Origin of the sequence: Tepidicaulis sp. (genome assembly GCF_965222285.1) — a bacterium.
Taxonomy (GTDB): Bacteria; Pseudomonadota; Alphaproteobacteria; order Parvibaculales; family Parvibaculaceae; genus Tepidicaulis.
Genome location: NZ_OZ244942.1, coordinates 1,718,516 through 1,742,191 on the forward strand (window position 1 = coordinate 1,718,516; position 23,676 = coordinate 1,742,191).

A 23,676-nucleotide genomic window follows, 5' to 3' on the forward strand; every position below is an offset into this window, starting at 1 on the left:
AGGCCCCATGATGAACGCAAAGACAGACACCTCCCTTCCAGCGCTCGCCCGGCTTCTCTGCCGCCTCGATGGTAAGAAACTTTTCTGGCTGCTGGTGCTTGCCGGCGTCCTTCTCACCTTGAGCGACTTTGCCTATCACCGGCATGAGATTTTCGACTTTGAGGCGGTGCCGCTTTTCTATGCCGGTTTCGCTGCCGCTTCCGTTCTCGTGCTGGCGCTGGCCGCCGCGATTTTCCGCGCACTCTTCAAACGGCCGGAAACGTTTTATGCGCCGTTCAGCACCGACAGCGAGCCGCCTTTGAAGACGCAGGAGGGCGATCATGCCTGATATCTTTCCGCCCGCGCTGATCTTCATCGCCGCCGCCATCGTTCTTCCCTTCCTGCCCAAGGGCAACTTGCGCGCGCTCTTTCTGCTCGCCGTGCCGCTCGTCGCAGCCCATGAAATCTGGCAGCTTTCCGAAGGCGTCACCCATACTTACGATCTTCTGGGCTATTCCCTGACGCTGATGCGGGTCGATCAGCTCAGCATCGTTTTCGGGCTGATCTTTTCTTTCGCCGCCTTCCTAGCGCTGCTCTATGCCTGGCACGTCAAGGATACGGTGCAGCAGGTCACGACGCTGCTTTATGCAGGATCGGCCATCGGCGCCGTCTTCGCAGGCGATTTCGTCACGCTCTTCATTTTCTGGGAAGGCACGGCGGTTGCCTCCGTCTTCCTCATCTGGGCGCGCGGCACAGAGGGCGCTTATTACACCGGCATGCGCTATCTGATCATTCAGATCGCCTCGGGGGTCATTCTCGTTGCCGGCATGGCGCTGTATTATTACGAAACGGGTTCGCTTGCTTTCGAAGCGCTGACGCTCGGCTCGCTCGGCACCTGGGCGATCCTCATCGCCTTCGGCATTAAGGCCGCCTTCCCGCTGCTCCATACCTGGCTGCCCGACGCCTATCCCGCTGCCACGCCGACGGGCACGGTCGTCCTTTCCATCTTCACAACGAAACTGGCGATCTATTCTCTGGCGCGCAGCTTCGCGGGCACCGAAATCCTGATCTATATCGGTGTCGTCATGGTCTTCTGGCCGCTTATCTATGCCGCCGCCGAAAACGATCTGCGCCGCGTGCTCGCCTATGCGCTCAACAATCAGCTCGGGTTCATGGTCATCGCCGTCGGCATCGGCACGCCCCTGGCGCTGAACGGTGTCGCTGCGCATGCCGTCGCCCATATCCTCTATAAATCACTGCTCTTCATGGCGATGGGCGCGGTGCTCTACCGTACAGGCACGGCCAAAGCTTCCGGCCTCGGCGGGCTTTACCGCTCCATGCCCCTCACCGCGCTGCTTTGCATTCTGGGCGGGCTGGCCATGTCCACGCCGCTCTTTGCCGGCTTCGTTTCGAAGTCCCTCATTCTTTCTTCCGTCGCCAAGGCCTATGAGCCTTTGATCTGGACGGCGCTATTGTTCGGCTCGGCGGGGATTTTCTACGTCGCCGGTGTGCGCCTGCCTTATCTAGCCTTTTTCGGCGAGGATAAGTTTGCCGGCGCCCCGGAGCGGCCCAAGGAAGCGCCATGGAACATGCTACTTGCCATGGGGCTGACGGCGGCATGCTGCCTCGCGCTCGGCCTCATGCCCGGCGCCTTCATAAGCTTTCTGCCATACGATGTGGCCTATAACGCCTATACGCCGGATCACATTCTCACCCAGCTTCAGGTCCTCAGCTTTACCGCTATCGCCTTTTTCGCGCTGTGGCGCTTCGGGCTCATCAAACGGCCCGCGCCCGGCATTCTGGTCGATACCGATTGGCTGAACCGGCGCCTTGCCCTGGCAATCGTCAAACTGGGTGCCTATATAAGCCGGAACACGTGGGGCCTGATGAGCCGCACGGCCACCCGCCGCCTCGATGCCTTCCTGGCCAGTATTTACCGCGCGCATGGACCGCAAGGCCCGCTTGCGCGCAGCTGGCCGGCCGGTTCTATGGTATTGTGGATTGCCGTGCTCTTGGGCTTCACGCTCATTCTCAGCTTCAGCCAATCACTTTAAACGACAAGACGGGGAGAGACGCTCATGGATATGTCAGGCGAGGTTCGCATTCCCGCTCCGCGCGAAACCGTGTGGGACGCGCTCAACGATCCTTCCATTCTTCAACAGGCCATCCCCGGCGCTGAAACCGTGGAAAAAACCTCCGACACTGGGTTCGAGGCCGCGGTCAAAGCCAAGGTCGGCCCGGTCAGCGCAAAGTTCAAAGGCAAGGTCACGCTTTCCGACATCAACGCGCCCGCCGGTTACACGATTTCCGGTGAAGGCTCGGGCGGCGCCGCCGGTTTCGCCAAAGGTTCGGCCAAGGTCGATCTTGTGGAAGATGGTAGTGACACGATTGTCAAATATGAGGTGCATGCGACCGTCGGCGGCAAGCTCGCCCAGATCGGCCAGCGCCTGATCGATTCAACCGCCAAGAAAATGGCGGACGAATTTTTTGCCAATCTGCGCAACGCCGTTGCCGGCCCCGTGGAAGCGGACCGCCCCGGCGCACACCCGGAAAGCGACGCGGTTGCGCCCACCGACGCGCCCATGCTGCCCAATGAGGACGCGGGCATGGGCCTTGCGCCCTGGATGTGGGGCACATTGGTCATTCTCGGTGTGCTTATCGTGATTTATTTCGTCGGAACGTGAACGAAACCGCCACCTTGGCGGTTGACGCTTGCCCTGCAAGTTCCCACACTTAACCAAAGGACAATTGCGCCGGATGCCGCACCATCCGGCCTTAATCCATCCTGCGTATATGAACCCGCTAATTTGAATGGGGAGGTGCCCATGCCCGTTGTCACCATGACGGTCAACGGCAAGTCGGTGAGCGGCGAAGTGGAAGGCCGCACGCTTCTTGTTAATTTCATCCGCGATCAGCTGAACCTGACGGGCACCCATGTGGGCTGCGACACCAGTCAGTGCGGCGCTTGCGTGGTGCATATCGACGGCAAAGCCGTGAAATCCTGCGCCACCCTCGCCCTGCAGGCGGACGGCGCGGACGTTACGACGATCGAAGGCCTTGCCGCGGGCGGCGATCTGCATCCCGTGCAGCGCGCTTTCAAGGAACATCACGGCCTGCAATGCGGCTTCTGCACGCCCGGCATGATCATGACCGCCGTCGATATGATCCGCCGTAAGCCGGAACTCGACGAGAAAACCGTGCGCGAAGAGCTGGAAGGCAATCTGTGCCGCTGCACCGGCTATCACAATATCGTCAAAGCGATCCTGGCCGCATCGGAGGAAATGCGCGCCTAATCTCCGGCAAAGACTGGATCACATCGCACTGGGCGGAAACTGGGCAGCAAATGGGAGGAGAGCATGTCGGAATGGGGTATCGGTAAGCCGGTTCGCCGGCGCGAGGACGACCGTTTCATTCGCGGGCGCGGCCAATATACGGACGACATCAACCGCCCGAACCAGACCCATGCGGTCTTCGTGCGCTCGCCCCATGCCCATGCGCTGATCCGTTCCATAGACCTTGAAGAAGCCAATGCCGCGCCCGGCGTCGTGGCCATTCTCACGGGCAAAGACGTGGCCGAAGACGGGCTGGCCGGGCTCATTTGCGGCTGGACCGTCCATTCCAAGGACGGCTCGGAAATGAAGGCTGGCGGCCATCCTATTCTCGCCGCCGAAAAAGTGCGCTATGTCGGCGACCATGTCGCCCTCGTCCTCGCGGAAACGAAGGCGCAAGCGCTGGCCGCCGCCGATCTTGTGCTCGTCGATTACGAACCGCTGCCCGCCGTCTCCCTAAAAAACAGCACGGAGCCCGGCAGCGCGCAGGTGCATGAGGAAGCGCCCGGCAATCTCTGCTTCGAATGGGAGCTGGGCGACAAGGCCGCGACGGAAGACGCTTTCTCGAAAGCCGCGCGCACCGTCAGCATCGATCTTGCCAATAACCGCCTCGTGCCGAACGCCATGGAGCCGCGCGCGGCCATCGGCGATTATGATGCGGGCCGCGATGAATATACGCTCTGGACCACAAGCCAGAACCCGCATGTCGCCCGCCTCGTGCTCTCCGCCTTTGTCGGCGTCGCCCCGGAGCACAAGCTCCGCGTCATTGCGCCGGATGTCGGCGGCGGCTTCGGCTCAAAGATTTTCATCTATCCGGAAGAGACCGCCTGCGCTTGGGCCTCAAAGAAAATCGGCAGGCCCGTTAAGTGGACGGCGGACCGCTCGGAAGCCTTCCTTGCGGATGCTCATGGCCGCGATCATCTGAGCCATGCGGAGCTGGCGCTCGATGAGGACGGCAAGTTCCTCGGCCTCAAGGTCAAAACCAAAGCCAATCTCGGCGCCTATCTTTCCACCTTTTCCGCCGCCGTGCCGACTTATCTCTACGGCACGCTCCTGTCGGGCCAATACGACATTCCCGCCATCTATGTAGAAGTCGACGGCGTTTACACGACCACCTCGCCCGTCGATGCCTATCGCGGCGCGGGCCGCCCGGAAGCAACGTATATTGTCGAGCGGATCGTGGAAACGGCGGCGCGGGAAAACGGTTTCGATCCGGCGGAAATGCGCCGCATGAATTTCGTCAAAACCTTCCCGCACCAAACCCCGGTCATCATGAATTACGACATCGGGGATTTCGAAGCCTCGCTCGATAAGGCGCTGGAAGTTGCGGACTATGAAGGTTTCCCGGACCGCAAGGAAGAAGCGGCCAAACGCGGCAAGCTGCGCGGCATCGGCTTTTCCACCTATATCGAGGCTTGCGGCATTGCGCCTTCCGCTGCCGTCGGCTCGCTCGGCGCCGGTGTCGGGCTCTGGGAATCGGCGGAAGTGCAAGTCGCGCCCACCGGCAAGATCGAAGTCTTTACCGGCTCCCACTCCCATGGCCAGGGGCATGAGACGACCTTTGCCCAGCTCGTTTCCGAACGCACGGGCCTGCCGCTTGAAGATATCGAGATCATTCACGGTGACACGGGCCGCGTGCAATTCGGCATGGGCACTTATGGCTCACGGTCCGGCGCCGTCGGCATGAGCGCCATTTTTAAAGCCATCGACAAGGTGGAAGCTAAAGCGCGCAAGATCGCCGCACAGCTTATGGAAGCCGCTGAAGACGATGTGGTGCTGGAGAACGGCGCCTTCACCGTCAAAGGCACAGATAAAAGCCTGAACTGGCCGGAAGTGACCCTTGCCGCCTATACCGGCCACGGCTTCGATACCGCGGAGATCGAACCCGGCCTTAAGGAAAGCGCCTTTTACGATCCGCTCAACTTCACTTTTCCTGCAGGCTGCCACATCTGCGAAGTCGAAATCGATCCCGAGACAGGGGTAACAGAAATCGTCAACTTCACCGCCATCGACGATTTCGGCACCATCATCAATCCCATGATTGTCGAGGGACAGGTGCATGGCGGGCTCGTTCAGGGCATCGGCCAGGCGCTTTACGAGCATGGTATTTACGATGAAGAAAGCGGCCAGCTCATGACCGGCTCCTTCATGGATTACTGCATGCCGCGCGCGGACAATTTCCCCGGCTTCAAACTCGGCTTCACACCGACCGTCTGCCCGTCAAACCCGATGGGCATGAAAGGCTGCGGGGAAGCCGGCGCTATCGGCTCACCGCCCGCCGTCATCAACGCCATTACCGATGCCCTCGGCATCAAGGACATTCCCATGCCCGCCACGCCTGCGCGGGTCTGGGCCGCCATCCAAAACAGTGCCACACCGAAAGCTGCATGAGGACGACCTCAAATGTATCAATTCGACTATCACCGCCCCGCAAACCTGAAAGAAGCCGCCGAGCTTCTGACGAAATGCGATGAGGCAAAAATCCTGGCCGGCGGCCAGACGCTGATCCCGACGTTGAAGCAGCGGCTGGCCATGCCGAGCGATCTCATCGATCTCGGCGCGCTGAAAGAACTCTCCTTCATCAAGGCCGAGGGCGATGCGATCATGATCGGCGCGGCCACGCCCCATGCCGATGTCGCGGTCAATGCGGATGTGCGCAAGCACCTCCCCTCCCTCGCCAAACTCGCCGAAGGGATCGGCGATCCCGCCGTCCGCCATAAAGGCACGATCGGCGGTTCGCTCGCCAATAACGATCCTTCCGCCGATTATCCGGCCGCCGTTCTCGCGCTCGATGCGAAAATCCACACGACGAAACGGCTGATCGAGGCGGACGAGTTTTTCAAAGGCATGTTCGAAACGGCGCTCGGGGACGATGAAATCATTACCGAAATCACCTTCCCGCATCCCAAGCGCGCCGCCTATGTGAAGTTCCCGAACCCGGCCTCCCGCTATGCCATGGTCGGCGTCTTCGTCGCCGAAACACCCATGGGCATCCGCGTGGCCGTCACGGGCGCGGGCCAGGAAGGCGTTTTCCGGGTGAAGGAAATGGAAGACGCGCTGGCGAAAAACTGGTCGGCGGATGCGATCAGCAGCATCAAGGTGCCAGCAGAAAACATGCTCTCCGACCTTCACGGCGACGCCGAGTACCGCGCCCATCTCGTCACCGTCATCGCCAAGCGCGCGGTCGCGGCGGCTGTTTAAATTCAATGCCCCCGCGCAAAGGCACAATCGTCACCCCGGGCTTGACCCGGGGTCCATGCAGCCTCTCAAATTGCTGATATGCTGTTATGGACCCCGGCATGAAAGCCGGGGTGACACTTAGAATGTGCAGCACCTCTTTGCTAAACGCGGTTGCAGCGGCTGTGTAAACCACTTCCGAAGGAGACGCGGTGAGCGCCAGCACAGACATCTATCGCTTCTACAGGCACCGTCAAAAACCCCAGTTCCGCTTGGCCTTGAAAGCACAGCTTGGGTTTCCGCCAGAAACGGCGGAAGGCGAATGGGAACTGACCCGCGAGCGTGAGGAAGAAGACGTCAACCTGGATGTCCGGCGCGAGATCGAAGAGAAAGGGTATTCTCTTTTCAAGATCGGCGTTACCTTTGCCGAATTATCCCTATCTAAGGATTGATTTTTCCCGCTAAACGGCAAAAACCAGTCTCAGCACCTGGTGCGCAAAGTTAAACAGGTTTCCATGTCCCTTCCCGCCTCCATCGACGAAACGGTCAAGCTGCTTTCCACCGGCGCCTATGTGGCGGAGCGGCCGCTGGCGACCGTGCTCTACCTTGCCTTGAAGATGGGAAAGCCGCTACTGCTGGAAGGGGAAGCCGGTGTCGGCAAAACCGAGGTCGCCAAGGTTCTGGCAAGCGCCCTGGGGCGCAAGCTCATTCGCCTGCAATGTTATGAAGGGCTCGACATTTCCGCCGCCGTTTACGAGTGGAACTATCAGGCGCAGATGATCGAGATCCGCCTTGCCGAAGCAGGCGGCACCGCGGCACGCGAGGACCTTGCCAGCGATCTTTTCTCCGAAAAATTTCTGCTGCACCGCCCGCTCCTGCAGGCGCTGGAGCCGGACACGGCCGGGCCGCCCGTCTTGCTTATCGACGAGCTCGACCGCACGGACGAGCCTTTCGAGGCCTATCTCCTTGAACTCCTCTCCGATTTTCAGGTCACGATCCCCGAACTCGGCACGATCAAGGCGAAAGAACCGCCTATCGTCATCATCACCTCGAACCGCACCCGCGAGATTCACGACGCGCTGAAGCGCCGCTGCCTTTATCACTGGGTGGACTACCCGTCCGAAGAGCGCGAGCTTGAAATCCTGCGCGCCCGCCTGCCTGAAGCGCCCGAAACGCTTTCGCGCGAAATCACGGCCTTCGTGCAGCGCCTGCGCGGCGAGGACCTTTACAAAAAACCCGGCGTTGCCGAAACGCTCGACTGGGCCCGCGCGCTGATCGAGCTCGATGCCGTCTCCCTTACCGGCGAGAACATCAACGACACGCTGGGCACCGTTCTCAAATACCAGGAAGACATTGCCCGCATTGAGGGATCGGAAGCCGCGCGGCTTCTGGGGGAGATCAAAACCCGCATGGCGGCGGGCGAGGAAAAGGTGGGGCTTTGAGCGCCGCCCCGCTGAACGGGCAGTTCGCCGAGAATATCGTCCATTTCGGGCGGGTGCTGCGCCGGGCCGGGATGAGCGTCGGCCCCCGCGATATTCTCGATGCCGTGGAAGCGGTGGAATATGCGGGCTTTCACTCCAAAGCCGACTTTTACTGGACGCTTCATGCCGCCCTTGTGCGCAGCCATGAGACCCATGAGCTTTTCTCCCAGGCCTTTCATATTTTCTGGCAGGAACCGAAGCTGCTCGAGCGGATGATGGCGCTCGCCCTGCCCGAGCTGCGCACGCCGGAGAACCAGGAGCCCGGCGAAAAGGCGCTCCGCCGCCTCGCCGAAGCGCTGATGAGCGACGATGACGAGCGGCGGGAGGAAGAACCCGATACCGAAATCGACGCCCGAGAGACGCTCTCGCGCGAGGAAGTGCTGCGTACCCGTGATTTCGAGCAGATGAGCACGGCGGAACTGGCTGAGGCGAAAGCTGCGCTCCGCCGCCTGCGCCTGCCCGTCAAAGAGCAGCTCACCCGCCGCGCCCGGCCCGCCCCGCGCGGGCGGCAGGTGGACATGCGCCGCACCCTGCAGCAAAGCTTCCGCGGCCACGACCTCATGGAACTGCGCCGGAAGGAGCCCCACCGGCGCATGCCGCCCATCGTGGTGCTGCTCGATATTTCAGGCTCCATGTCGCTCTATGCGCGGGTCTTCCTGCATTTCCTCCACGCGATCACCCATGAATGGGACCGGGTTCATGCCTTTCTCTTCGGCACCAGGCTCACCAATATCACCCGCCATCTCCACCACCGCGATATCGACGCGGCGCTCGGGGAGATTTCCAAGGCCGCCGAAGACTGGGACGGGGGCACGCGGATCGGCGAGACGCTGCGCCGCTTCAATGTGGAATGGGCCCGCCGGGTGCTCGGCCAGGGCGCCGTGGTGCTGCTCGTGACCGACGGGCTCGACCGGGAAGGCGGCGACGGGCTGGAGCCTGAAATCAAGCGCCTCGCCCGCCTCTCCCGGCGGCTTATCTGGCTCAATCCGCTTCTGCGCTATGATGCCTTCGAGCCCAAGGCCGCCGGCATCCGGGCCATGCTGCCCCATGTGGATGAGTTCCGGCCCGTCCATAATCTCGATAGTTTAAGCGCCCTGGTGGACGCGCTCTCCGGCGCTCCCCATATGAAGGGCAACCGGCATTCCAGCATGAGAGCCCAGCTATGAGTGAAACCTTCACGGACGATCAGGTCCTGGAACAGGCCGCCGCCTGGCTGGCGGGCGGCCATAAAGTCGCCCTTGCCACGGTGATCGAGACCTGGGGTTCGGCCCCCCGGCCCGTCGGCAGCCAGCTCGTGATCCGCGACGACACGGCCTTTACCGGCTCCGTTTCCGGCGGCTGCATCGAGGGCGATGTCATTACCCGCGCCCTCGATCTGATGGAGGGGGACGCGCCCGAAATCCTCGAATATGGCGTCTCGGATGCCATGGCTTGGGAAGTCGGCCTTGCTTGCGGCGGGCGCATCCGCGTCCTGGTCGAGCCGGTAAAGGGGGTCTGATGCAGCGCCAAACCCTCGCCGCCTTGCTGCGCGCCCGCGATGAAAAGCGTGCCGTCGTGCTGGCAACAAGGTTAAGAGATGGAATCGAAAAACTTATCTATCCATCTGAGAATATTGAAGAAAAATGGTTAATTGAACCGATCTCTCAAGTCGTAAAATCCGACAAATCGCGCACTATCGAAGGCCCGGACGGCGAGTGGTTTCTGAACGTCTTCAATCCCCCGCTCCGCCTCATTCTGGTGGGCGCGGTGCATATCGCCCAGCCGCTGGCGCGCATGGCCGGCGATCTTGGCTATGACGTCGCCGTCATCGACCCGCGTGAGGCGTTTGCGAGCGAGGAGCGCTTTCCGGGCGTCCGCCTGGTGCGCAGCTGGCCGGATGAAGCCATGAGCGAGCTTGCGCCCGATGCCCGCACCGCCGTCGTCACCCTCACCCACGACCCCAAATTGGACGATCCGGCCCTTCACGTCGCCCTCAAGACACCTTGCTTCTATATCGGCTCGCTCGGCTCCAAAAAGACCCATGCCGCACGGCTGGAGCGGCTGACGGCGGCCGGCTTCGATGAGGCCGCCCTTGCCCGCATTCATGGGCCGGTCGGCCTTGCCATTGGCGCGCGCAGCCCGGCGGAAATCGCGGTCTCCATCCTTGCAGAAATGACGGCGAGGCTGCGGACATGAAATTTGCCGATCTGCCCGTGAAAGAGGCCGAAGGCGCGCTTCTCGCCCATAGCCTGCGCGCCGGAGGCAAAGCCTTCAAAAAGGGCCGGAAACTCAGTGCAGAGGACGTTGCCGCCCTGCAGGCCGAAGGCATCGAAACCGTCTTTGCGGCCCATCTCGGCCCGGATGAAATGCCCGAAGATGAGGCTGCCGCACAGCTTGCCGAAGCGCTCGGCGCCGATAGCGGGCTGCGGCCCGGCGCGCCCTTCACCGGCAGGGCCAATCTTTTCGCCGAAACGGCGGGCCTCACCCTGATCGACCGCAGCGCCATCGACCGGATCAACGCCGTTCATGAGGCGATCACCCTTGCCACGCTTGCCCCCTATGAGAGCGTGAGCGAGGGGCAGATGGTGGCGACCGTCAAAATCATCCCCTTCGCTTGCCCGAAAGAGGCGCTGGAGGAAGCCTGCGCCATCGCCCGTGAGCAAACAGCCATCGGTCTTGCCTCTTTCCAGCCGCAGCGCTACGGCCTTCTTTCCACGCAGCTGCCGAGCCTGAAGGAAAGCCTGCTCGACAAGACCCGCCAGGTGCTGGAAACACGCATCACGGCGCTGGAAGGCACGCTGGTGGAAGAGGCCCGTCTTGCCCATGAGCCGGGCCCCCTCACCGCCGCCCTGAAAGACATGGCGGGGAAAGCCGACATTCTTCTCGTCTCCGGTGCCTCGGCGATCGTCGACCGCCAGGACGTGGTGCCCGCCGCCATTGAAGCGGCCGGCGGCAGGGTCCTTCATTTCGGCATGCCCGTCGATCCCGGCAATCTTCTGCTGCTGGGAGAGCTCGCAGGCAAACCCGTGCTCGGCCTGCCGGGCTGCGCCCGCTCGCCCAAGCTGAACGGCGCGGACTGGGTGATGCAGCGCCTTGCCGCCAATCTGCCGGTGGCGCGGGAAGACATCACCGCCATGGGCGTCGGCGGTCTTTTGAAGGAAATCTCGAGCCGCCCGCAACCGCGCGAAGGCGGCAAAGTGGGCAGCGCCCGCCCGCGCATCACCGCGCTTATTCTCGCTGCCGGGCGCTCCTCCCGCATGGGGCTCCAGAACAAGCTTCTCGCCCCCATCGAGGGCGTGCCCATGGTGGTCCGCACGGCAAATGCCGCTCTGGCCTCGAGCGCGGACGTCACCATCGCCGTCACCGGCCATGAAAAAGAGGCGGTCGAGGCCGCGCTTGCCGCGCACCTGCCCGCCGGCAACAAACTCCGCCTCACCCATAACCCGGATTACCGCGAAGGCCTCAGCGCATCCTTGAAAGCGGGTATCGCCGCCGCCGAGAAGGAAGGTGCCGATGCGCTCCTCATTCTTCTCGGCGATATGCCGGATGTAAGCGCCAGCACCATCGACCGGCTGATTGCCGCTTACGACCCGGAAGAAGGCCGCCTCATCTGCATTCCCACCTTCCAGGGCAAGCGCGGCAACCCGGTGCTGTGGGATGCGCGCTTCTTCGAGGAGATGCAGTCGCTGAGAGGCGATATCGGCGCCAAGCCGCTCATTGCCCAATATGAAGAAGCGGTCTGCGAGGTGCCGGTGCCGGAGGACACCATTCACCGGGACCTCGACACGCCCGAAGCGCTAGCGGCTCGGACGAAGACTTAGCGGTAGGTTGCAAGCTCTGATGGACCCCGGGACAAGCCCGGGGTGACGGTTTAGTGTGCCGTACAGCTGGAGTGTGTCGCGCAACCTCGGCCTTTAATAGAAGCTGTCACCCCCGGCCCCCGTGCCGGGGTCCATGCAGCTTTTGCAGCCCGGCACTCACACCTTCATCACGACACCCGCATGGGCCCCAAGCTCCAGCGTCCCCTCGCTCAAGCTCCCCACGCCCGTCTGGAACAACACCTCGCCCTCCGCCGGAACGTGCCGCACCTCCCGTGTGAGATTGAAAAGACAGCACCGTTTCTCGTCTTCATGAGCGCGCTCATAAATCAGGACACCGTCCGGCCCTTCCTCGAAACGGATGGCCCCCCAGGTGAGCGCCGCATCGCTTTTGCGCAAGGCGATTGCCGCGCGGGTGAAATGCAGCACAGAAGTCAGGTCTTTTTCCTGCGCCTCCACGCTGCGGGTTAAGTGGCTCTCGGGCATCGGTAGCCAGGGCGTGCCGGAGGTAAAGCCCGCATGAGGTTTTCCTTCTTCCCAGGGTATCGGCGTGCGGCAGCCGTCGCGCCCTTTGGCGAAGGGAAAATAGAGATCGCCCACCGGGTCCCGAATGTCCTCGCGCGCCAGATCGGCCTCCGGCAGACCAAGCTCCTCGCCCTGATACATCAGCACCGTACCGCGCAATGTCAGGAGAATGAGCAGGCAAAGTTTTGCAAGCTCGTCATCCCCCGCGCCGCCGCCCCAGCGCGTCACCGTGCGGATCACGTCATGATTGGAAAAGGTCACGCAGGGCCAAAGATCGGGCGCCGCCGCCAGCACGTCTTCGTAATAAGCACGGAAGGTCGCGGGTTCGAAAGACCAGCTTTCCAGGAAATGAAACGTATAGCCCGTATGCAGCTTGCCCGGCTCGCCCGCATAAAGCGGCAGGCGCTTCGGCTCTTCGGAAAACTCGCCGAACGCCCAGCTTCCTTCATAATCGTCCATCACGCGGCGCACCTCGCGCATCGACCATTCGTTTTCCAGCGTATTGGCATCATGGATATGCTGCTGCAGGCGCGGCGCATGGGCCCAATCGAGGAAAGAGCGTTCCTCCATCGGCAAGGGCGGGTTGTCGGTGAGCTTTTCGTCATGGACGAAACTGTTCGCCACATCGAGGCGGAACCCGTCCGCCCCGCGCTCCAGCCAGAAGCGCAGCACATCCATCACCGCTTTGACGACGTCTTTATTGTGGAAATTCAGCTTCGGTTGCTGGCGCAGAAACTTGTGAAAGTAATATTGCCGGCGCAGCGGATGCCAGGACCAGGCGGCCCCGCCAAAGGCGCTGAGCCAATTGTTCGGCACCGTGCCGTCTTCCTTCGCTTCCGCCCAGACATACCAATCCTTCTTGGCGTTATCCCGCGAAAGCAAACCTTCCTGAAACCAGGGATGCTGGTCCGAGGTGTGGCTGAGCACCTGATCGAGAATGAGCTTCAGCCCGCGCCCGTGCAGGTCTTTCACCAGCGTGTCGAATTCGGCGAGCGTGCCGAATTTCGGGTCGATATCGCAATAATCCGACACGTCATAGCCATAATCCCGGTCCGGCGAAGGATAGACCGGCGAGAGCCAGAGCGCGTCCGCCCCCAGCTTTTCCACATAATCGAGCTTACTGCGCAAGCCCGCCAGATCACCGATCCCGTCCCCATTCGTATCGCAAAAGCTGCGCGGGTAGATCTGATAAACAATCGCCCCTTTCCACCAGGCTTGTTCGCCGCCTGTTACATCGTTCATTGTGACGCCTCTTCCTCCCGCTTATGATCCTGCCAGCATAATAACAATCGCGCTCATGCGTAAATCGGCAAGGCTGCACAGCCTGGCCGCGAGAAAGGGAGAAGCCGTTTTGCCCCGCACCGTTCTGATCACCGACGTCACCCGCTTCATCGGCATGCCCGGCACGAAAGCGCTGCTGGAGGAAGGCTACAAAGTCTTCGGCACGGATCCCGATTTCACCGATGACGGCAAACGCGGCGCTTATGAAAAAGCCTGCCCCGGCGCAACGGCGCTGGTACCAGGCTCGCCTGACACTTTGGTGACAGAGGTGGTGGAGAAAGGCGGCGCGCTCGACGTGCTCATCAATAATGACGCCTATCCCGCGCACCGCGCCGCCGTGGAAGAAGCAAGCGACACGCTCCTTGCCGAAACTTTCGAGGCGCTCTTTTTCAAAGCCTATGCCATGGCCCGCGCCGCTGTGCCGCAAATGAAAAAACAAGGCAGCGGTAAAATCATTTTCAACACTTCCGCTGCGCCGCTCAATGGCCTGCGCAATTATTCGGTCTATGTGTCGGCGCGCGGCGCGGCCAATGCGCTTGCCCGTACGTTGGCGGTGGAGCTTGCCGCCGACAATATTCAGGTGAACGCCGTTGCCCCCAATTTCGTGGACAACCCGGATTATTTCCCGCCCGAGCTCATGGCCGATCCGGACAAGGCCGCGCGCATTTTGAAGAACATTCCCATGGGCCGCCTAGGCAAGCCCGAAGAAGCCGCCTCCCTTCTCACCTATCTTGCCAGCGAGAATTCCAGCTTCATCACCGGGCAGATCATTCCCCTTGCCGGCGGCTGGGCAAGCGCCCGCTAAAGGCACAAAGGTCAGGCCGCATAAGGACATCGCCCATGCTTTCGGAAAATCCCGTCGAAGTGACCGCCATGGACCATCTCTATTTATCCGTCTCGGATATCGAGCGGTCCATGCGCTTTTACGACACGGTATTCGGCATTCTGGATTTCCGGCGCGGCGACATGAAAATCGCCGGAGCGCCGCATTATCATTACTTCAACAAGGTGATGCAGATTTCCATCCGCCCGGCCTCTCCCCATGCCCCCGCCCATGATCCCTATCAGCCGGGGTTGCATCACCTTTGCCTGCAGGTGAAAGACGAAGCGGCGCTGAAAGAAGCCTGGCATCAGTTGAAAGCCGCCGGGATCGAGGCAAGCGAGCCCGCCTATCACACTGACTATGCGCCGGATTATTACGCGACCTTTTTCAGCGATCCGGACGGGCTGCGCCTGGAGCTCGTTGCCCGCCGTGCGCAGCGCGAGCGCATTGAAGCCGAATGGGCGCGCCTCACCCGTTTTGAAAACCCGTTTGGCGCACTGGACTGATCTCAGTTCAGCATGGCGGCGGTGCGCAGCGTCGGGCCGATTTCTTCATGCAAAACGAGATCGGCAATCTCGTCCATATCCGTTTCTTCCCGGTTGAGAATGATCAGCCGCGCGCCGTTGCGCTTGGCCAGAATGGGAAAGCCCGCCGCCGGGAACACTTGCAGGGACGAGCCGATGGCCAGAAAGAGATCGCAGCCCAGCGTTGCCTCATGGGCCCGCTCCATTTCCTTTTCCGGCATGGCCTGACCGAAGGAGATCGTCGCCGATTTGACGATACCGCCGCAGTCCCGGCAGTCGGGCGCGGCGCCCGAGGTTTCGAACAAAGCGCGGACCTCATCGAGCTCATGGCGCAGCCCGCAGCCGAGGCAGGTTGCATAGGTCGCATTGCCGTGCAGTTCGATGATCTTGTCTTCCGGCACGCCGGAAACGTGGTGCAGCCCGTCCACATTCTGCGTGATGACATGGCTTACCTTGCCCTCGCCCACCCATTTGGCGATCGCCATATGGCCCTTGTTGGGCGCGGCCTTCGCCATGGTCTTGTCCATTTCGAATTTACGCCGCCAGGCTTCCGCGCGCATATCGGCCGAGGCCATGAATTCCTGGAAATCGATGGGCGCATATTTCTTCCAAAGCCCCGTTGGGCTGCGGAAATCGGGAATACCGGATTCTGTGCTGATCCCCGCCCCGGTAAAAACCACCACGCGGTAGCTTTCCTCGATTGCCCGTTTCAGTTCCTGGCTCATTGCCTCTTCCCGTCGTTTTCCGTTCACCGTTTCTTTTTTGACCCTGCGGGCCATTTGCTGGATCATGCGGCCAAATTCGACCTGATTATAGGATGCTCATGCGTTATCTCCATACCATGGTCCGCGTCAGCGACCTCGATGCCTCGCTCGATTTTTACTGCAACAAGCTCGGCCTGAAAAACATGGGCCGCTTCGACATCGAAGAAGGCCGGTTTTCGCTGGTCTTTCTGGCGCCTCCCGGCCAGGAAGATGCGCAGATCGAGCTGACCTACAACTGGGACCCAGAGGAGCTCGGCGAAGGACGCAATTTCGGCCATCTCGCTTATCAGGTCGATGACATTTACGAGACCTGCCAGAAGCTGATGGATCAGGGCGTCACCATCAACCGTCCGCCGCGTGACGGGCGCATGGCTTTCGTGCGTTCGCCCGACAACGTCTCAATCGAACTTCTGCAGAAGGGCAGCCCGCTGCCGGCGAAAGAGCCCTGGGCGAGCATGGAAAATACCGGGCACTGGTAAGCCTCATAAGCGGCAGGTACGAGCCTAGCTGAACAAGCGGTTCATAAGGCGTTCAGCCAACGGGCAACATTCTTTCCTCATCCCGCAACGATGAGTCGAAGAGGTTCCCCCATGAAAAAACTCGCGCTCGTACTTGCCGGTGTTTTCGCTCTGACCACGTTCGGCGCCAACGCGCAGTCTGCCCGCGCAGGCGATGTGAATATTGGTGTCTCAGTTGGCTGGAACCACGGTTACGGCTACAGGCAGCATCATCACAAGCGGTATTACAAACACCACCGGCCCTATATCGCCAAGCGTCATCACTATGCGCCCAAGCATTACAAGCGCTATTACCGCCACTCCTATCATGGCGGCGGCTGGGGCAATCATTACTACCGCTCCTATGGAAAGCGCCCCTGTCACCCCGTTTACCGGGACGGCTATTGGCGCGGGCGCCCGGCGAAGCTCGGCGGCACCATGTGCTATAATGGCCGCGGCCATTCCTACGTGCTGCGCGGCAGCCAATATCTCATCCACTTCTATTGAGGCCGGGTGTTGAGGCCGGGGCAAGTAACCGCTTGGCAGCGATGAAAAGTGGCCAATTGCCCCCTCCTTCAAGACCCTATAACCTTGGTCCATGTTCAACCGGCATGGACCAACGGTTTTGCTTAGAGCTTTTGCCCCGGCTGTCGCGCTGGGCCTGACGCTGTCCTGTCTGGTGGCCCTGCAGGCAGGCGCCCAAGGCTTGCCGAACGATCCGCGCCGCCCCGGCTATCTGGAGGTGCGCGAGCGGGCGAATTACCGCGATCCGAATGAATTTTACTGGGAAGGCTTCCGCCTCAAAAACGACGGGGAATGCGACGGCGCGATCGACCGGCTGAAACCGCTCGCCACACGGGGGCGCGGCTTCGAACAGGCGCAGCTCGCCCTCGGCATTTGCCAGCTCCGCCTCGCCGGCATGCCGCAGAATGCCGCCACTGCCCTGCCAAATGCGGAAAAGCTGCGCGCCGATCCGGACTTCACCCAGGGCGTGACCTGGATCGAACGGGCGGCGGAAGCCGGCACCTTCGAGGCTCAGCGCACGCTCATCGCGCTTTATGTGGCAGGTGTGGGGCCGAGCGAAGACCCAGTGGACCTTGGCAGCTGGCTCCACCTTTATGACGTGAACCCCATGCGCCTTTCCTTGGGCGCGCAGGAAAACGACACGGAACTCTTGAACCGCGCCCGAGCCATGCTCTCCGACAGGCAAGAGCTGCTCGGCCGCGCCAGAGCCCGCCAATGGGTGCCCAGTTTCTGGACCCCCGCTCCCGTTGCAAGCACGATAGGCAAACCGGAAGAATGAAACTGCGCAATACGCCCGAGGCCTATGGGGCCGTCGCCGTGACGCTGCATTGGCTGATCGCGCTCGCCGTGCTCACCATGCTGGGTGTCGGTTTCTATATGGACTGGCTGCCGAAGGGCGACCCGCTGGTCTATCCGCTTTTCCAGTTTCACAAGTCCCTGGGGCTGAGCATTCTGGTGCTCGTCGTTCTTAGGCTCCTCTGGCGCATCAGCAATCCCACGCCCGCCCTGCCGGCCCATATGCCGCGCTGGGAGCGGTTTGCTGCCAGCGCCACGCATTACGGTTTTTATGCCGCGCTCCTTCTCCTGCCGCTCTCAGGCTGGGTGATGGTCTCCGCCTCGCCCTACAATATTCCCACCCTCTATTTCGGCCTCTTCGAATGGCCGCATTTGGGCTTTGTCACGCAGAGCCCCGATAAGGCGCTTTACGAAGACATTGCGCATGAAGTGCATGAAATTCTCGTCTGGGCAGCCCTTGCGCTGATCGGTCTGCATGCAGCAGCTGCGCTGCGCCATCACTATATGCTCAAGGACACGGTCCTCACGCGCATGGCCCCCTGGATGCGCCGCCCCTCATAAAGGATTGCCCATGTTTCCCACGCGCCGCCTTGCCCGCCTTCTCTCGCTTTGCCTGACCGTCTTCCTGTTCGGCGCTGCCGCCGCGCAGGCCTCGGAATGGACGCTTGTCAAAGAGGAAAGCGCAGTGACCTTTGAGGCAACGCAGGGCAGCACGCCGTTCACCGGGCGCTTTGAAAATTTCACCGCCGACATCACGCTCGATCCGGAAAATCTGGAAACCGCCTCCATCCGCGCCGAGATCGACACCGCAAGCGTGAAGACCGGCGCAGGCGACCGCGACGGCGCGCTGCCCAGCAGCCAGTGGTTCAATTCCTCGAACTTCCCCATGGCCGTCTTCCAGTCGCAGAAGGTGCGCCATCTGGAAGGTAATAAATATGTGGCGGAAGGAACGCTGACCCTGAAAGGCATCGCCAATCCCCTCGCCCTGCCCTTCACCCTCGACATTGACGGCAACACCGCCCATGCGAAAGGCAGCACCGGGATCGACCGCCTTGCCTTCAAGGTCGGCGAAGGGGAAATGGCCGCGCCCGGCATTGCCGGGCTGCACGTCACCGTCCATGTGGACGTGACGGCAACCCGGTGACCCGCTCACATCTCCGCAAAATGGCTGTAGATCGTCCATAGGCCGAGCAGTACGAAGCCCGAGCCCGCAATCAGCTTCAGCGGCAGGCGGGCAAGATACTCCCCGGCAAAATGCCCGGCGAAAACCGCCATGGCCGTCGAAGCGGTCAGCGCCGCTGCCGCCACCATGAAAACGAGAAACGGCGAGACCTCGCGGCTCGAGGCGAACAAAACCGTAGCGAGCTGCGTTTTGTCTCCAAGCTCTGCAAGAAAGACGGCGATAAACATCGCGGCTAATTGTGACATGAATGCTCCCAAGGGCCGGAGAACGAGACGCGGCTTTACACCCGCCCAGCCCAGCACGAGCGGTAAAGCCGTCGGTCTCGCCAACCTGCAAAAGGCAATGCTTCTGCGTCGCGCACATGCCATGGCGGATATGCCCGCCAATTATGTTGACATGCGCCCCTCCCAAAACAGGAGGGCGGCTACTCCCCTAAGGTGCGCTTTGGATAGTTCAAGCCGCCGGAGCGATCAAGAAGAGATTTATAAAGTGAAGTTTTTATTTGCAGTTCTAGGTAGTACATCCCATGCTCTTTCAATCAAGAGCGCTCGCGAGTTGGGGGATTAAGGAGACGCGGTATGAATTGCAGTTCCGACTGCGCGCCAGAAGGCGGTAAGTACTTCAATTCAACAAGAAAAGACGAACCGATATCCGAAGAATTGAAAGAGCAGATCGCGCGCGCCGGCGAGCTCAATCCGCCCATTCTGATCGATCCCGCACTGGCCTTCGAATATCGCGTGCCCGCAGCAGGCCTCGGGTATTGGAATTCCAAGCGCACGGAAGAAACCCCCGTTCCGCCCCGCTCGGCCATCAGCCCGGCGGAAATCACCAAATATCTGCCCACGGTCGCCCTGATCGACGTTACCGAAAACGAAAATGGCGGCATCGAGCTTTTCAGCCGTCTGGCAGGTGCCGAGATCGAGCGGGTGTTCGGCATGATGAGCCGGCAGGACCTTCGAAAGCGGCTGCCGCCTGAAATCTTCGCGCGCTGGCAGGTCATCTTCCGGGCATTGTGGGTGGCAAAAGCGCCGCTGCGTATTACCAGCCGCATTGCCTATGAGGAAAAAAGCTATCTCTATATCGAGTGCCTGTTCGCGCCGCTGACCAACAGCGAAACGAATTCCATTACCTCGCTGGTTTTTGCCGAATTCCGTATGGATAGCTGACCGCACCTTTATTTGGTTAATTCCTCTTTACCAAATACTCAGAGCCTTCTTGACCTGTGAAACTTACGGTTTCATGATCTGACTGTGAGTCGGAGAGGAGCGAGTATTTGTTCTCAATTTGCGGAATATTCCGTTTGATTTGATAAAAGCTCGCCGGGGGGAACAATGTCATCGACATTCCAATCGACTATCGGCACGGGCGCGCAGAGCGGACCGCGGCAAGACGAACATGATCAAATCCCGCAAAGTTTGGACGCGGTGATCACGCGCTGCGAAAGTTTTTCGCCGCCCAGCTTCATCGATACGGCACTCAGCTTCCGCTACGATATCCCCGAAACGGGCTACAAATATTGGCTCTCGAAATGCAAGGACGGCGCCTTTCCGCACCGGCGCGACATCAGTCCCGTCGAGCTTTCCGCGCAATTGCCGAATGTCGGCCTTTTCGAAGTGAACCGGAGCGCGACTGCTCCCCTCAATCTCTATTGCCGGATTGCCGGGGACAATATCGAGCAGGTCTATGGCAAGATGCACCGGCAATTCATCCGCGAGTGTCTGCCGCTTGAGCAAGCCACACGCTTCGATTGCTATGCCGCCGCCGTTCTTCTTGCCGGCGCGCCTATCCGCATCAGCGGCAAGGTGAGCCACGAAGAACGCACCTTCAAGGATGCGGAGATGATGGCCGCCCCGCTCGCCACGGATGACGAGGACCGCTTGCAGATCATCGTCTTCGCGGAATACCAACCGGTTTCCTGAGACCCGTAGCGCACGCCGCGGCTAGCTAAAAATATTTTGGAGAACTCGCCCTTCCCCGGCCCGGTTTCCAGCCTCGTTGCGAGGCCTTGTCGGTGCCGCCGGGGGAGAAAGTGGCACGCCCTACGGGAGTCGAACCCGTCTTTCCAGATTGAAAATCTGGCGTCCTAACCGATAGACGAAGGGCGCCCGGCGAGGGCAGCTTATAGGGGGTATTTCGCTATATTGCAAGCCGGTCCCTGGGCGAAAATGCCATTAAACTGCACTTAAATCGTCAATGTGCAGCTGGACGCCTTTCCGGCCCTGCCAATCGTCCGCTTTAAGCCGTCCGGCGACGTGATAAAGCCCTCTATGACCGTCCAGAAGCGCCTGTCCGAGGGGGCCTTCCGCCGCACGGAATGCGATTCCCTTGATCGTGCCGCCATCCTCGCCGGAAAGAATGCAGCTGACATGGTTCTGGCCGACAACACGCGCGCGGATCAGCCGCAATCGCGGCAGCGCGAATCGCGGCTCGGCATTGCCAGCGCCGTAAGGCCCGGCCCGCTCGATCATTTCCAGCGTCGCGCGCGTCGCCGCCTTGGGCACGAGCGCGCCGTCCAGCGTCAGCCGCCGGTCACTGGCCGCCGCTTCCACATCCACCTCCATACGGGCGCTCAGAAAGGCCTCCAGCGCCTCTATCTTGCCTGCCTTCACCGTGAGGCCCGCCGCCATAGCGTGACCGCCGCCATTGACGAGCAGTCCTTCCTCGAGCGCCGCCGTCACCGCCCGGCCCATATCGACGCCGGGCACCGAGCGGCCCGAGCCCTTACCCTCGCCTTTTTCATCGACGGCGATGACGAAACTCGGCCGGTCCCAACGGTCCTTGATACGGCTCGCCACGATGCCGATAACGCCGGGATGCCAGCCCTCGCTATGGGCCATGATGAGCGGCGGCAACGTGTTGCGCCGTTCCTGCTGCAAGCGTGCCTCGATGCGCCCCATCGCCTCTTCCAGCACCTCCGCCTCGATCGCCTGGCGCTCCTTGTTATAGCGGTCGAGTTCCTCGGCGATCTGCGCGGCTTCCACGGGATCATCCGTCGAAAGCAGCCGCGTGCCGAAATCGGCGCGCCCGACACGCCCGCCCGCATTGACGCGGGGGCCGAGCAAAAAGCCTGCATGGTAAGTCGAGGGAAGCCCGTCCAAACGGCTGACATCGGCAAGAGCCGCAATCCCGGGATTGGCGCGCCGCGCCATCACTTTCAGGCCCTGCGCGACGAAAGCCCGGTTGAGCCCCGTCAGCGGCACCACATCGCAGACGGTGCCGAGCGCCACAAGATCGAGCCATTGCAAGAGATCCGGCTCTTCCCGCTCACCGTTAAACCAGCCCGCCTGCCTGAGCGCCCGGTTGAGCGCCACGATGAAAAGAAACGTCACGCCCACGGCGGCCAGCTGGCCGAGCCCGCTTTCATCGTCGAGCCGGTTGGGATTGACGAGCGCGGTGACGGGCGGCAGCGCAGGCTCGGCCTGGTGGTGGTCGAGAACAAGTACATGCAGGCCCGCTTCTTTCGCCTGACCGAGCGCCTTATGCGCCATGGTGCCGCAATCGACGGTCAGCACCAGCTTCACCCCCTCTTTGCGCAGGCGCAGAAGCGCCGGAGCATTGGGGCCATAGCCTTCCTTGATGCGGTCGGGAATGTAATAGCGCAGCGGCGCGCCCACGGCCCGGCAATAGCGGATGAGCAAGGCCGAAGACGTCGCCCCGTCCACGTCATAATCACCGAAGACGGCCATGCTCTCACCCGACATGATGGCCTTGGCGGCGCGCTCCGCTGCCTTGTCCATATCGGTGAGAACGGAAGGGTCCGGCATATAGCCGCGAATAGAGGGCTCGAGAAATTTAGGCGCTTCATCGAGCCCGACGCCGCGGCCCGCAAGCACACGCGCCAGCAGTTCGGGCAAATCGTGCCGCTGGGAAAGGGTAAGCGCGAGCCGGTCGTCTTCAACCCGGCTCGCCCATCTTTTACCCGTGAGCGAGCGCTCGACGCCTAGAAAGGCGGCGCCTGCCGCGCCTTTCGCCTCTGGCTTGACGCCGTTCACTCGCTCTCCTTCAGGATCAGGGTTTGACGAACTTTTCCATCTGCGTGTGCGTCGCCTTGATCGAACGCACCGTGCCCGTCGAAGACCGCATCACGATCGTATGGGTCGAAACGGCACCGCCATTGAAATGGATGCCTTCGAGCATCGAGCCGTCCGTTACGCCGGTCGCCGCAAAGATCACATCGCCCGAGGCCATTTCTTCCATATTGTATTTACGGTTGAAATCCTCGATCCCCATGCGCGCGGCACGCGCCTTCTGCTCTTCATTGTTGGTCACGAGACGGCCCTGCATCTGGCCGCCGATGCAGCGCAGCGCTGCAGCGGCAAGCACGCCTTCCGGCGCCCCGCCGATGCCGAGGTAAATGTCGATGCCGGTCGACGCATCCGTCGTTGCAATAACGCCGGCAATATCCCCGTCGGTGATCAGCGTCACTTTCGCGCCGGCCTCACGCACTTCGCGGATAATATCGGCATGACGCGGGCGGTCGAGGATACAGGCCGTGATATGGCTCACATCGACGCCCTTGGCTTTGGCAAGCGCCTGCACGTTTTCGGTCGGGCTGCGGTCGAGATCGACCACGCCTTCGGGCAAACCGCCGCCAATGGCGATCTTGTCCATGTAAACGTCGGGCGCGTTCAAAAGGCTGCCGCCTTCGGCCATCGCCACCACGGCCATGGCGTTCGGCATGTTCTTCGCCGTCAGCGTCGTACCTTCCAGAGGATCGAGCGCGATATCCACTTTCGGACCTTTACCGGTGCCGACTTTCTCGCCGATATAAAGCATCGGCGCTTCGTCGCGCTCGCCCTCGCCAATCACGACCACACCGTCGATCTCCAGCGAGTTCAGTTCCTTGCGGATCGCGTCCACGGCAGCCTGGTCCGCGGCTTTTTCGTCGCCGCGGCCGGCCAGATATGCCGCCGCCACTGCGCCGCGTTCCGTCACGCGCGCCAGTTCCAATGCCAATGTGCGGCTCAATCCAACCGTCTTGCCTGCCATTCTAGTC

The 23,676-nt window shown here is 61.4% G+C and carries 26 protein-coding genes, 1 tRNA gene and 1 riboswitch; of the genes, 21 read left to right on the top strand and 6 right to left on the bottom strand.

The window, feature by feature from the left end:
• The first annotated feature begins 7 nt into the window (after positions 1 to 7).
• From ACOQOT_RS08090 to ACOQOT_RS08145, 12 genes are all read left to right on the top strand, one after another.
• Positions 8 to 328, top strand: a complete 321-nt coding sequence (locus ACOQOT_RS08090) for a hypothetical protein (protein ID WP_420561820.1) — start codon at positions 8 to 10, stop codon at positions 326 to 328.
• Positions 321 to 2,033, top strand: coding sequence for a Na(+)/H(+) antiporter subunit D (locus ACOQOT_RS08095; protein ID WP_420561821.1), 1,713 nt, complete (start codon positions 321 to 323; stop codon positions 2,031 to 2,033). Before ACOQOT_RS08090 ends, ACOQOT_RS08095 begins: the two co-directional genes overlap by 8 nt.
• Positions 2,034 to 2,057: 24 nt before the next feature.
• Positions 2,058 to 2,663, top strand: a complete 606-nt coding sequence (locus ACOQOT_RS08100) for an SRPBCC family protein (RefSeq protein ID WP_420561822.1) — start codon at positions 2,058 to 2,060, stop codon at positions 2,661 to 2,663.
• A 141-nt stretch (positions 2,664 to 2,804) separates the two neighbouring features.
• On the top strand, positions 2,805 to 3,272 hold the full coding sequence (locus tag ACOQOT_RS08105; protein ID WP_420561823.1) for a (2Fe-2S)-binding protein: 468 nt from the start codon (positions 2,805 to 2,807) through the stop codon (positions 3,270 to 3,272).
• A gap of 63 nt (positions 3,273 to 3,335) precedes the next feature.
• Positions 3,336 to 5,699 carry a xanthine dehydrogenase family protein molybdopterin-binding subunit gene (locus ACOQOT_RS08110; protein ID WP_420561824.1) on the top strand — a complete coding sequence of 788 codons (2,364 nt, stop codon included), beginning with the start codon at positions 3,336 to 3,338 and terminating at the stop codon, positions 5,697 to 5,699.
• Between the two features lie 12 nt (positions 5,700 to 5,711).
• Positions 5,712 to 6,509: an FAD binding domain-containing protein gene (locus tag ACOQOT_RS08115; RefSeq protein ID WP_420561825.1), complete on the top strand. Its 798-nt coding sequence runs from the start codon at positions 5,712 to 5,714 to the stop codon at positions 6,507 to 6,509.
• A gap of 188 nt (positions 6,510 to 6,697) precedes the next feature.
• Positions 6,698 to 6,937: a hypothetical protein gene (locus ACOQOT_RS08120; protein WP_420561826.1), complete on the top strand. Its 240-nt coding sequence runs from the start codon at positions 6,698 to 6,700 to the stop codon at positions 6,935 to 6,937.
• 63 nt (positions 6,938 to 7,000) lie between these two features.
• Positions 7,001 to 7,927 carry an AAA family ATPase gene (locus ACOQOT_RS08125; protein WP_420561827.1) on the top strand — a complete coding sequence of 309 codons (927 nt, stop codon included), beginning with the start codon at positions 7,001 to 7,003 and terminating at the stop codon, positions 7,925 to 7,927.
• Positions 7,924 to 9,132, top strand: a complete 1,209-nt coding sequence (locus ACOQOT_RS08130) for a vWA domain-containing protein (protein WP_420561828.1) — start codon at positions 7,924 to 7,926, stop codon at positions 9,130 to 9,132. Before ACOQOT_RS08125 ends, ACOQOT_RS08130 begins: the two co-directional genes overlap by 4 nt.
• The gene (locus tag ACOQOT_RS08135; RefSeq protein ID WP_420561829.1) at positions 9,129 to 9,464 is read left to right on the top strand and encodes an XdhC family protein; all 336 of its coding nucleotides are present in this window, start codon (positions 9,129 to 9,131) and stop codon (positions 9,462 to 9,464) included. The genes ACOQOT_RS08130 and ACOQOT_RS08135 overlap by 4 nt, the downstream gene beginning before the upstream one ends.
• Positions 9,464 to 10,141, top strand: a complete 678-nt coding sequence (locus ACOQOT_RS08140; RefSeq protein ID WP_420561830.1) for an XdhC family protein — start codon at positions 9,464 to 9,466, stop codon at positions 10,139 to 10,141. The genes ACOQOT_RS08135 and ACOQOT_RS08140 overlap by 1 nt, the downstream gene beginning before the upstream one ends.
• Positions 10,138 to 11,766 (top strand): NTP transferase domain-containing protein, encoded by a 1,629-nt coding sequence (locus tag ACOQOT_RS08145; RefSeq protein ID WP_420561831.1) that lies wholly within the window; start codon positions 10,138 to 10,140, stop codon positions 11,764 to 11,766. The genes ACOQOT_RS08140 and ACOQOT_RS08145 overlap by 4 nt, the downstream gene beginning before the upstream one ends.
• Before the next feature lie 156 nt (positions 11,767 to 11,922).
• Here the strand turns inward: ACOQOT_RS08145 and ACOQOT_RS08150 are convergent, their stop codons facing one another.
• Entirely contained in the window at positions 11,923 to 13,530 is a 1,608-nt protein-coding gene (locus tag ACOQOT_RS08150; protein ID WP_420561832.1) for an alpha-amylase family glycosyl hydrolase, read from the bottom strand.
• Between the two features lie 109 nt (positions 13,531 to 13,639).
• Here ACOQOT_RS08150 and ACOQOT_RS08155 point away from each other — a divergent pair, with 109 nt between their 5' ends.
• Both ACOQOT_RS08155 and ACOQOT_RS08160 read left to right on the top strand, forming a co-directional pair.
• Complete coding sequence (locus ACOQOT_RS08155; RefSeq protein ID WP_420561833.1) at positions 13,640 to 14,374, top strand: SDR family oxidoreductase; 735 nt, start codon at positions 13,640 to 13,642, stop codon at positions 14,372 to 14,374.
• A gap of 35 nt (positions 14,375 to 14,409) precedes the next feature.
• On the top strand, positions 14,410 to 14,898 hold the full coding sequence (locus tag ACOQOT_RS08160) for a VOC family protein (RefSeq protein WP_420561834.1): 489 nt from the start codon (positions 14,410 to 14,412) through the stop codon (positions 14,896 to 14,898).
• 2 nt (positions 14,899 to 14,900) lie between these two features.
• Here ACOQOT_RS08160 and ACOQOT_RS08165 read toward each other — a convergent pair whose 3' ends face one another.
• The gene (locus tag ACOQOT_RS08165) at positions 14,901 to 15,641 is read right to left on the bottom strand and encodes an SIR2 family NAD-dependent protein deacylase (RefSeq protein ID WP_420561835.1); all 741 of its coding nucleotides are present in this window, start codon (positions 15,639 to 15,641) and stop codon (positions 14,901 to 14,903) included.
• A 98-nt stretch (positions 15,642 to 15,739) separates the two neighbouring features.
• On the opposite strand from ACOQOT_RS08165, the gene ACOQOT_RS08170 reads away from it, so the two are divergent.
• The 5 genes from ACOQOT_RS08170 (at position 15,740) to ACOQOT_RS08190 (ending at position 18,641) form a co-directional block, all read left to right on the top strand.
• Positions 15,740 to 16,159, top strand: coding sequence for a VOC family protein (locus tag ACOQOT_RS08170; protein WP_420561836.1), 420 nt, complete (start codon positions 15,740 to 15,742; stop codon positions 16,157 to 16,159).
• A gap of 111 nt (positions 16,160 to 16,270) precedes the next feature.
• Positions 16,271 to 16,684, top strand: coding sequence for a hypothetical protein (locus tag ACOQOT_RS08175; protein ID WP_420561837.1), 414 nt, complete (start codon positions 16,271 to 16,273; stop codon positions 16,682 to 16,684).
• Between the two features lie 118 nt (positions 16,685 to 16,802).
• Complete coding sequence (locus ACOQOT_RS08180) at positions 16,803 to 17,480, top strand: hypothetical protein (RefSeq protein WP_420561838.1); 678 nt, start codon at positions 16,803 to 16,805, stop codon at positions 17,478 to 17,480.
• Positions 17,477 to 18,058: a cytochrome b gene (locus ACOQOT_RS08185; protein WP_420561839.1), complete on the top strand. Its 582-nt coding sequence runs from the start codon at positions 17,477 to 17,479 to the stop codon at positions 18,056 to 18,058. Before ACOQOT_RS08180 ends, ACOQOT_RS08185 begins: the two co-directional genes overlap by 4 nt.
• Before the next feature lie 10 nt (positions 18,059 to 18,068).
• Complete coding sequence (locus tag ACOQOT_RS08190) at positions 18,069 to 18,641, top strand: YceI family protein (RefSeq protein WP_420561840.1); 573 nt, start codon at positions 18,069 to 18,071, stop codon at positions 18,639 to 18,641.
• 5 nt (positions 18,642 to 18,646) lie between these two features.
• Here the strand turns inward: ACOQOT_RS08190 and ACOQOT_RS08195 are convergent, their stop codons facing one another.
• Positions 18,647 to 18,925 carry a TMEM165/GDT1 family protein gene (locus ACOQOT_RS08195; RefSeq protein WP_420561841.1) on the bottom strand — a complete coding sequence of 93 codons (279 nt, stop codon included), beginning with the start codon at positions 18,923 to 18,925 and terminating at the stop codon, positions 18,647 to 18,649.
• A 4-nt stretch (positions 18,926 to 18,929) separates the two neighbouring features.
• A riboswitch (yybP-ykoY riboswitch) is annotated at positions 18,930 to 19,128 on the bottom strand.
• 130 nt (positions 19,129 to 19,258) lie between these two features.
• On the opposite strand from ACOQOT_RS08195, the gene ACOQOT_RS08200 reads away from it, so the two are divergent.
• Entirely contained in the window at positions 19,259 to 19,846 is a 588-nt protein-coding gene (locus ACOQOT_RS08200) for a PAS domain-containing protein (RefSeq protein WP_420561842.1), read from the top strand.
• 165 nt (positions 19,847 to 20,011) lie between these two features.
• Complete coding sequence (locus tag ACOQOT_RS08205; RefSeq protein ID WP_420561843.1) at positions 20,012 to 20,599, top strand: PAS domain-containing protein; 588 nt, start codon at positions 20,012 to 20,014, stop codon at positions 20,597 to 20,599.
• Between the two features lie 111 nt (positions 20,600 to 20,710).
• On the opposite strand, the gene ACOQOT_RS08210 is transcribed toward ACOQOT_RS08205, so the two are convergent.
• The 3 genes from ACOQOT_RS08210 to glpX all read right to left on the bottom strand — a co-directional run bounded on the left by ACOQOT_RS08210 (position 20,711) and on the right by glpX (position 23,669).
• Positions 20,711 to 20,785: transfer RNA gene (locus ACOQOT_RS08210), tRNA-Glu, on the bottom strand.
• Between the two features lie 66 nt (positions 20,786 to 20,851).
• Positions 20,852 to 22,672 carry a single-stranded-DNA-specific exonuclease RecJ gene (gene recJ / locus ACOQOT_RS08215; RefSeq protein ID WP_420561844.1) on the bottom strand — a complete coding sequence of 607 codons (1,821 nt, stop codon included), beginning with the start codon at positions 22,670 to 22,672 and terminating at the stop codon, positions 20,852 to 20,854.
• Positions 22,673 to 22,688: 16 nt separating this feature from the next.
• Positions 22,689 to 23,669: a class II fructose-bisphosphatase gene (gene glpX / locus ACOQOT_RS08220; RefSeq protein ID WP_420561845.1), complete on the bottom strand. Its 981-nt coding sequence runs from the start codon at positions 23,667 to 23,669 to the stop codon at positions 22,689 to 22,691.
• Positions 23,670 to 23,676: the final 7 nt, after the last annotated feature.

What these genes read in the sequence shown, in the direction of transcription:
- ACOQOT_RS08200 (WP_420561842.1), top strand. Translation starts at nt 19,259, where the DNA reads ATGAATTGCAGTTCCGACTGCGCGCCAGAAGGCGGTAAGTACTTCAAT.
- ACOQOT_RS08160 (WP_420561834.1), top strand. Translation starts at nt 14,410, where the DNA reads ATGCTTTCGGAAAATCCCGTCGAAGTGACCGCCATGGACCATCTCTAT.
- ACOQOT_RS08125 (WP_420561827.1), top strand. Translation starts at nt 7,001, where the DNA reads ATGTCCCTTCCCGCCTCCATCGACGAAACGGTCAAGCTGCTTTCCACC.
- ACOQOT_RS08190 (WP_420561840.1), top strand. Translation starts at nt 18,069, where the DNA reads ATGTTTCCCACGCGCCGCCTTGCCCGCCTTCTCTCGCTTTGCCTGACC.
- ACOQOT_RS08165 (WP_420561835.1), bottom strand. Translation starts at nt 15,641, where the DNA reads ATGAGCCAGGAACTGAAACGGGCAATCGAGGAAAGCTACCGCGTGGTG.
- ACOQOT_RS08150 (WP_420561832.1), bottom strand. Translation starts at nt 13,530, where the DNA reads ATGAACGATGTAACAGGCGGCGAACAAGCCTGGTGGAAAGGGGCGATT.
- ACOQOT_RS08110 (WP_420561824.1), top strand. Translation starts at nt 3,336, where the DNA reads ATGTCGGAATGGGGTATCGGTAAGCCGGTTCGCCGGCGCGAGGACGAC.
- ACOQOT_RS08185 (WP_420561839.1), top strand. Translation starts at nt 17,477, where the DNA reads ATGAAACTGCGCAATACGCCCGAGGCCTATGGGGCCGTCGCCGTGACG.
- ACOQOT_RS08115 (WP_420561825.1), top strand. Translation starts at nt 5,712, where the DNA reads ATGTATCAATTCGACTATCACCGCCCCGCAAACCTGAAAGAAGCCGCC.
- ACOQOT_RS08135 (WP_420561829.1), top strand. Translation starts at nt 9,129, where the DNA reads ATGAGTGAAACCTTCACGGACGATCAGGTCCTGGAACAGGCCGCCGCC.
- ACOQOT_RS08195 (WP_420561841.1), bottom strand. Translation starts at nt 18,925, where the DNA reads ATGTCACAATTAGCCGCGATGTTTATCGCCGTCTTTCTTGCAGAGCTT.
- ACOQOT_RS08105 (WP_420561823.1), top strand. Translation starts at nt 2,805, where the DNA reads ATGCCCGTTGTCACCATGACGGTCAACGGCAAGTCGGTGAGCGGCGAA.
- ACOQOT_RS08170 (WP_420561836.1), top strand. Translation starts at nt 15,740, where the DNA reads ATGCGTTATCTCCATACCATGGTCCGCGTCAGCGACCTCGATGCCTCG.
- ACOQOT_RS08145 (WP_420561831.1), top strand. Translation starts at nt 10,138, where the DNA reads ATGAAATTTGCCGATCTGCCCGTGAAAGAGGCCGAAGGCGCGCTTCTC.
- glpX (WP_420561845.1), bottom strand. Translation starts at nt 23,669, where the DNA reads ATGGCAGGCAAGACGGTTGGATTGAGCCGCACATTGGCATTGGAACTG.
- ACOQOT_RS08095 (WP_420561821.1), top strand. Translation starts at nt 321, where the DNA reads ATGCCTGATATCTTTCCGCCCGCGCTGATCTTCATCGCCGCCGCCATC.
- ACOQOT_RS08175 (WP_420561837.1), top strand. Translation starts at nt 16,271, where the DNA reads ATGAAAAAACTCGCGCTCGTACTTGCCGGTGTTTTCGCTCTGACCACG.
- ACOQOT_RS08140 (WP_420561830.1), top strand. Translation starts at nt 9,464, where the DNA reads ATGCAGCGCCAAACCCTCGCCGCCTTGCTGCGCGCCCGCGATGAAAAG.
- ACOQOT_RS08100 (WP_420561822.1), top strand. Translation starts at nt 2,058, where the DNA reads ATGGATATGTCAGGCGAGGTTCGCATTCCCGCTCCGCGCGAAACCGTG.
- ACOQOT_RS08205 (WP_420561843.1), top strand. Translation starts at nt 20,012, where the DNA reads ATGTCATCGACATTCCAATCGACTATCGGCACGGGCGCGCAGAGCGGA.
- ACOQOT_RS08090 (WP_420561820.1), top strand. Translation starts at nt 8, where the DNA reads ATGATGAACGCAAAGACAGACACCTCCCTTCCAGCGCTCGCCCGGCTT.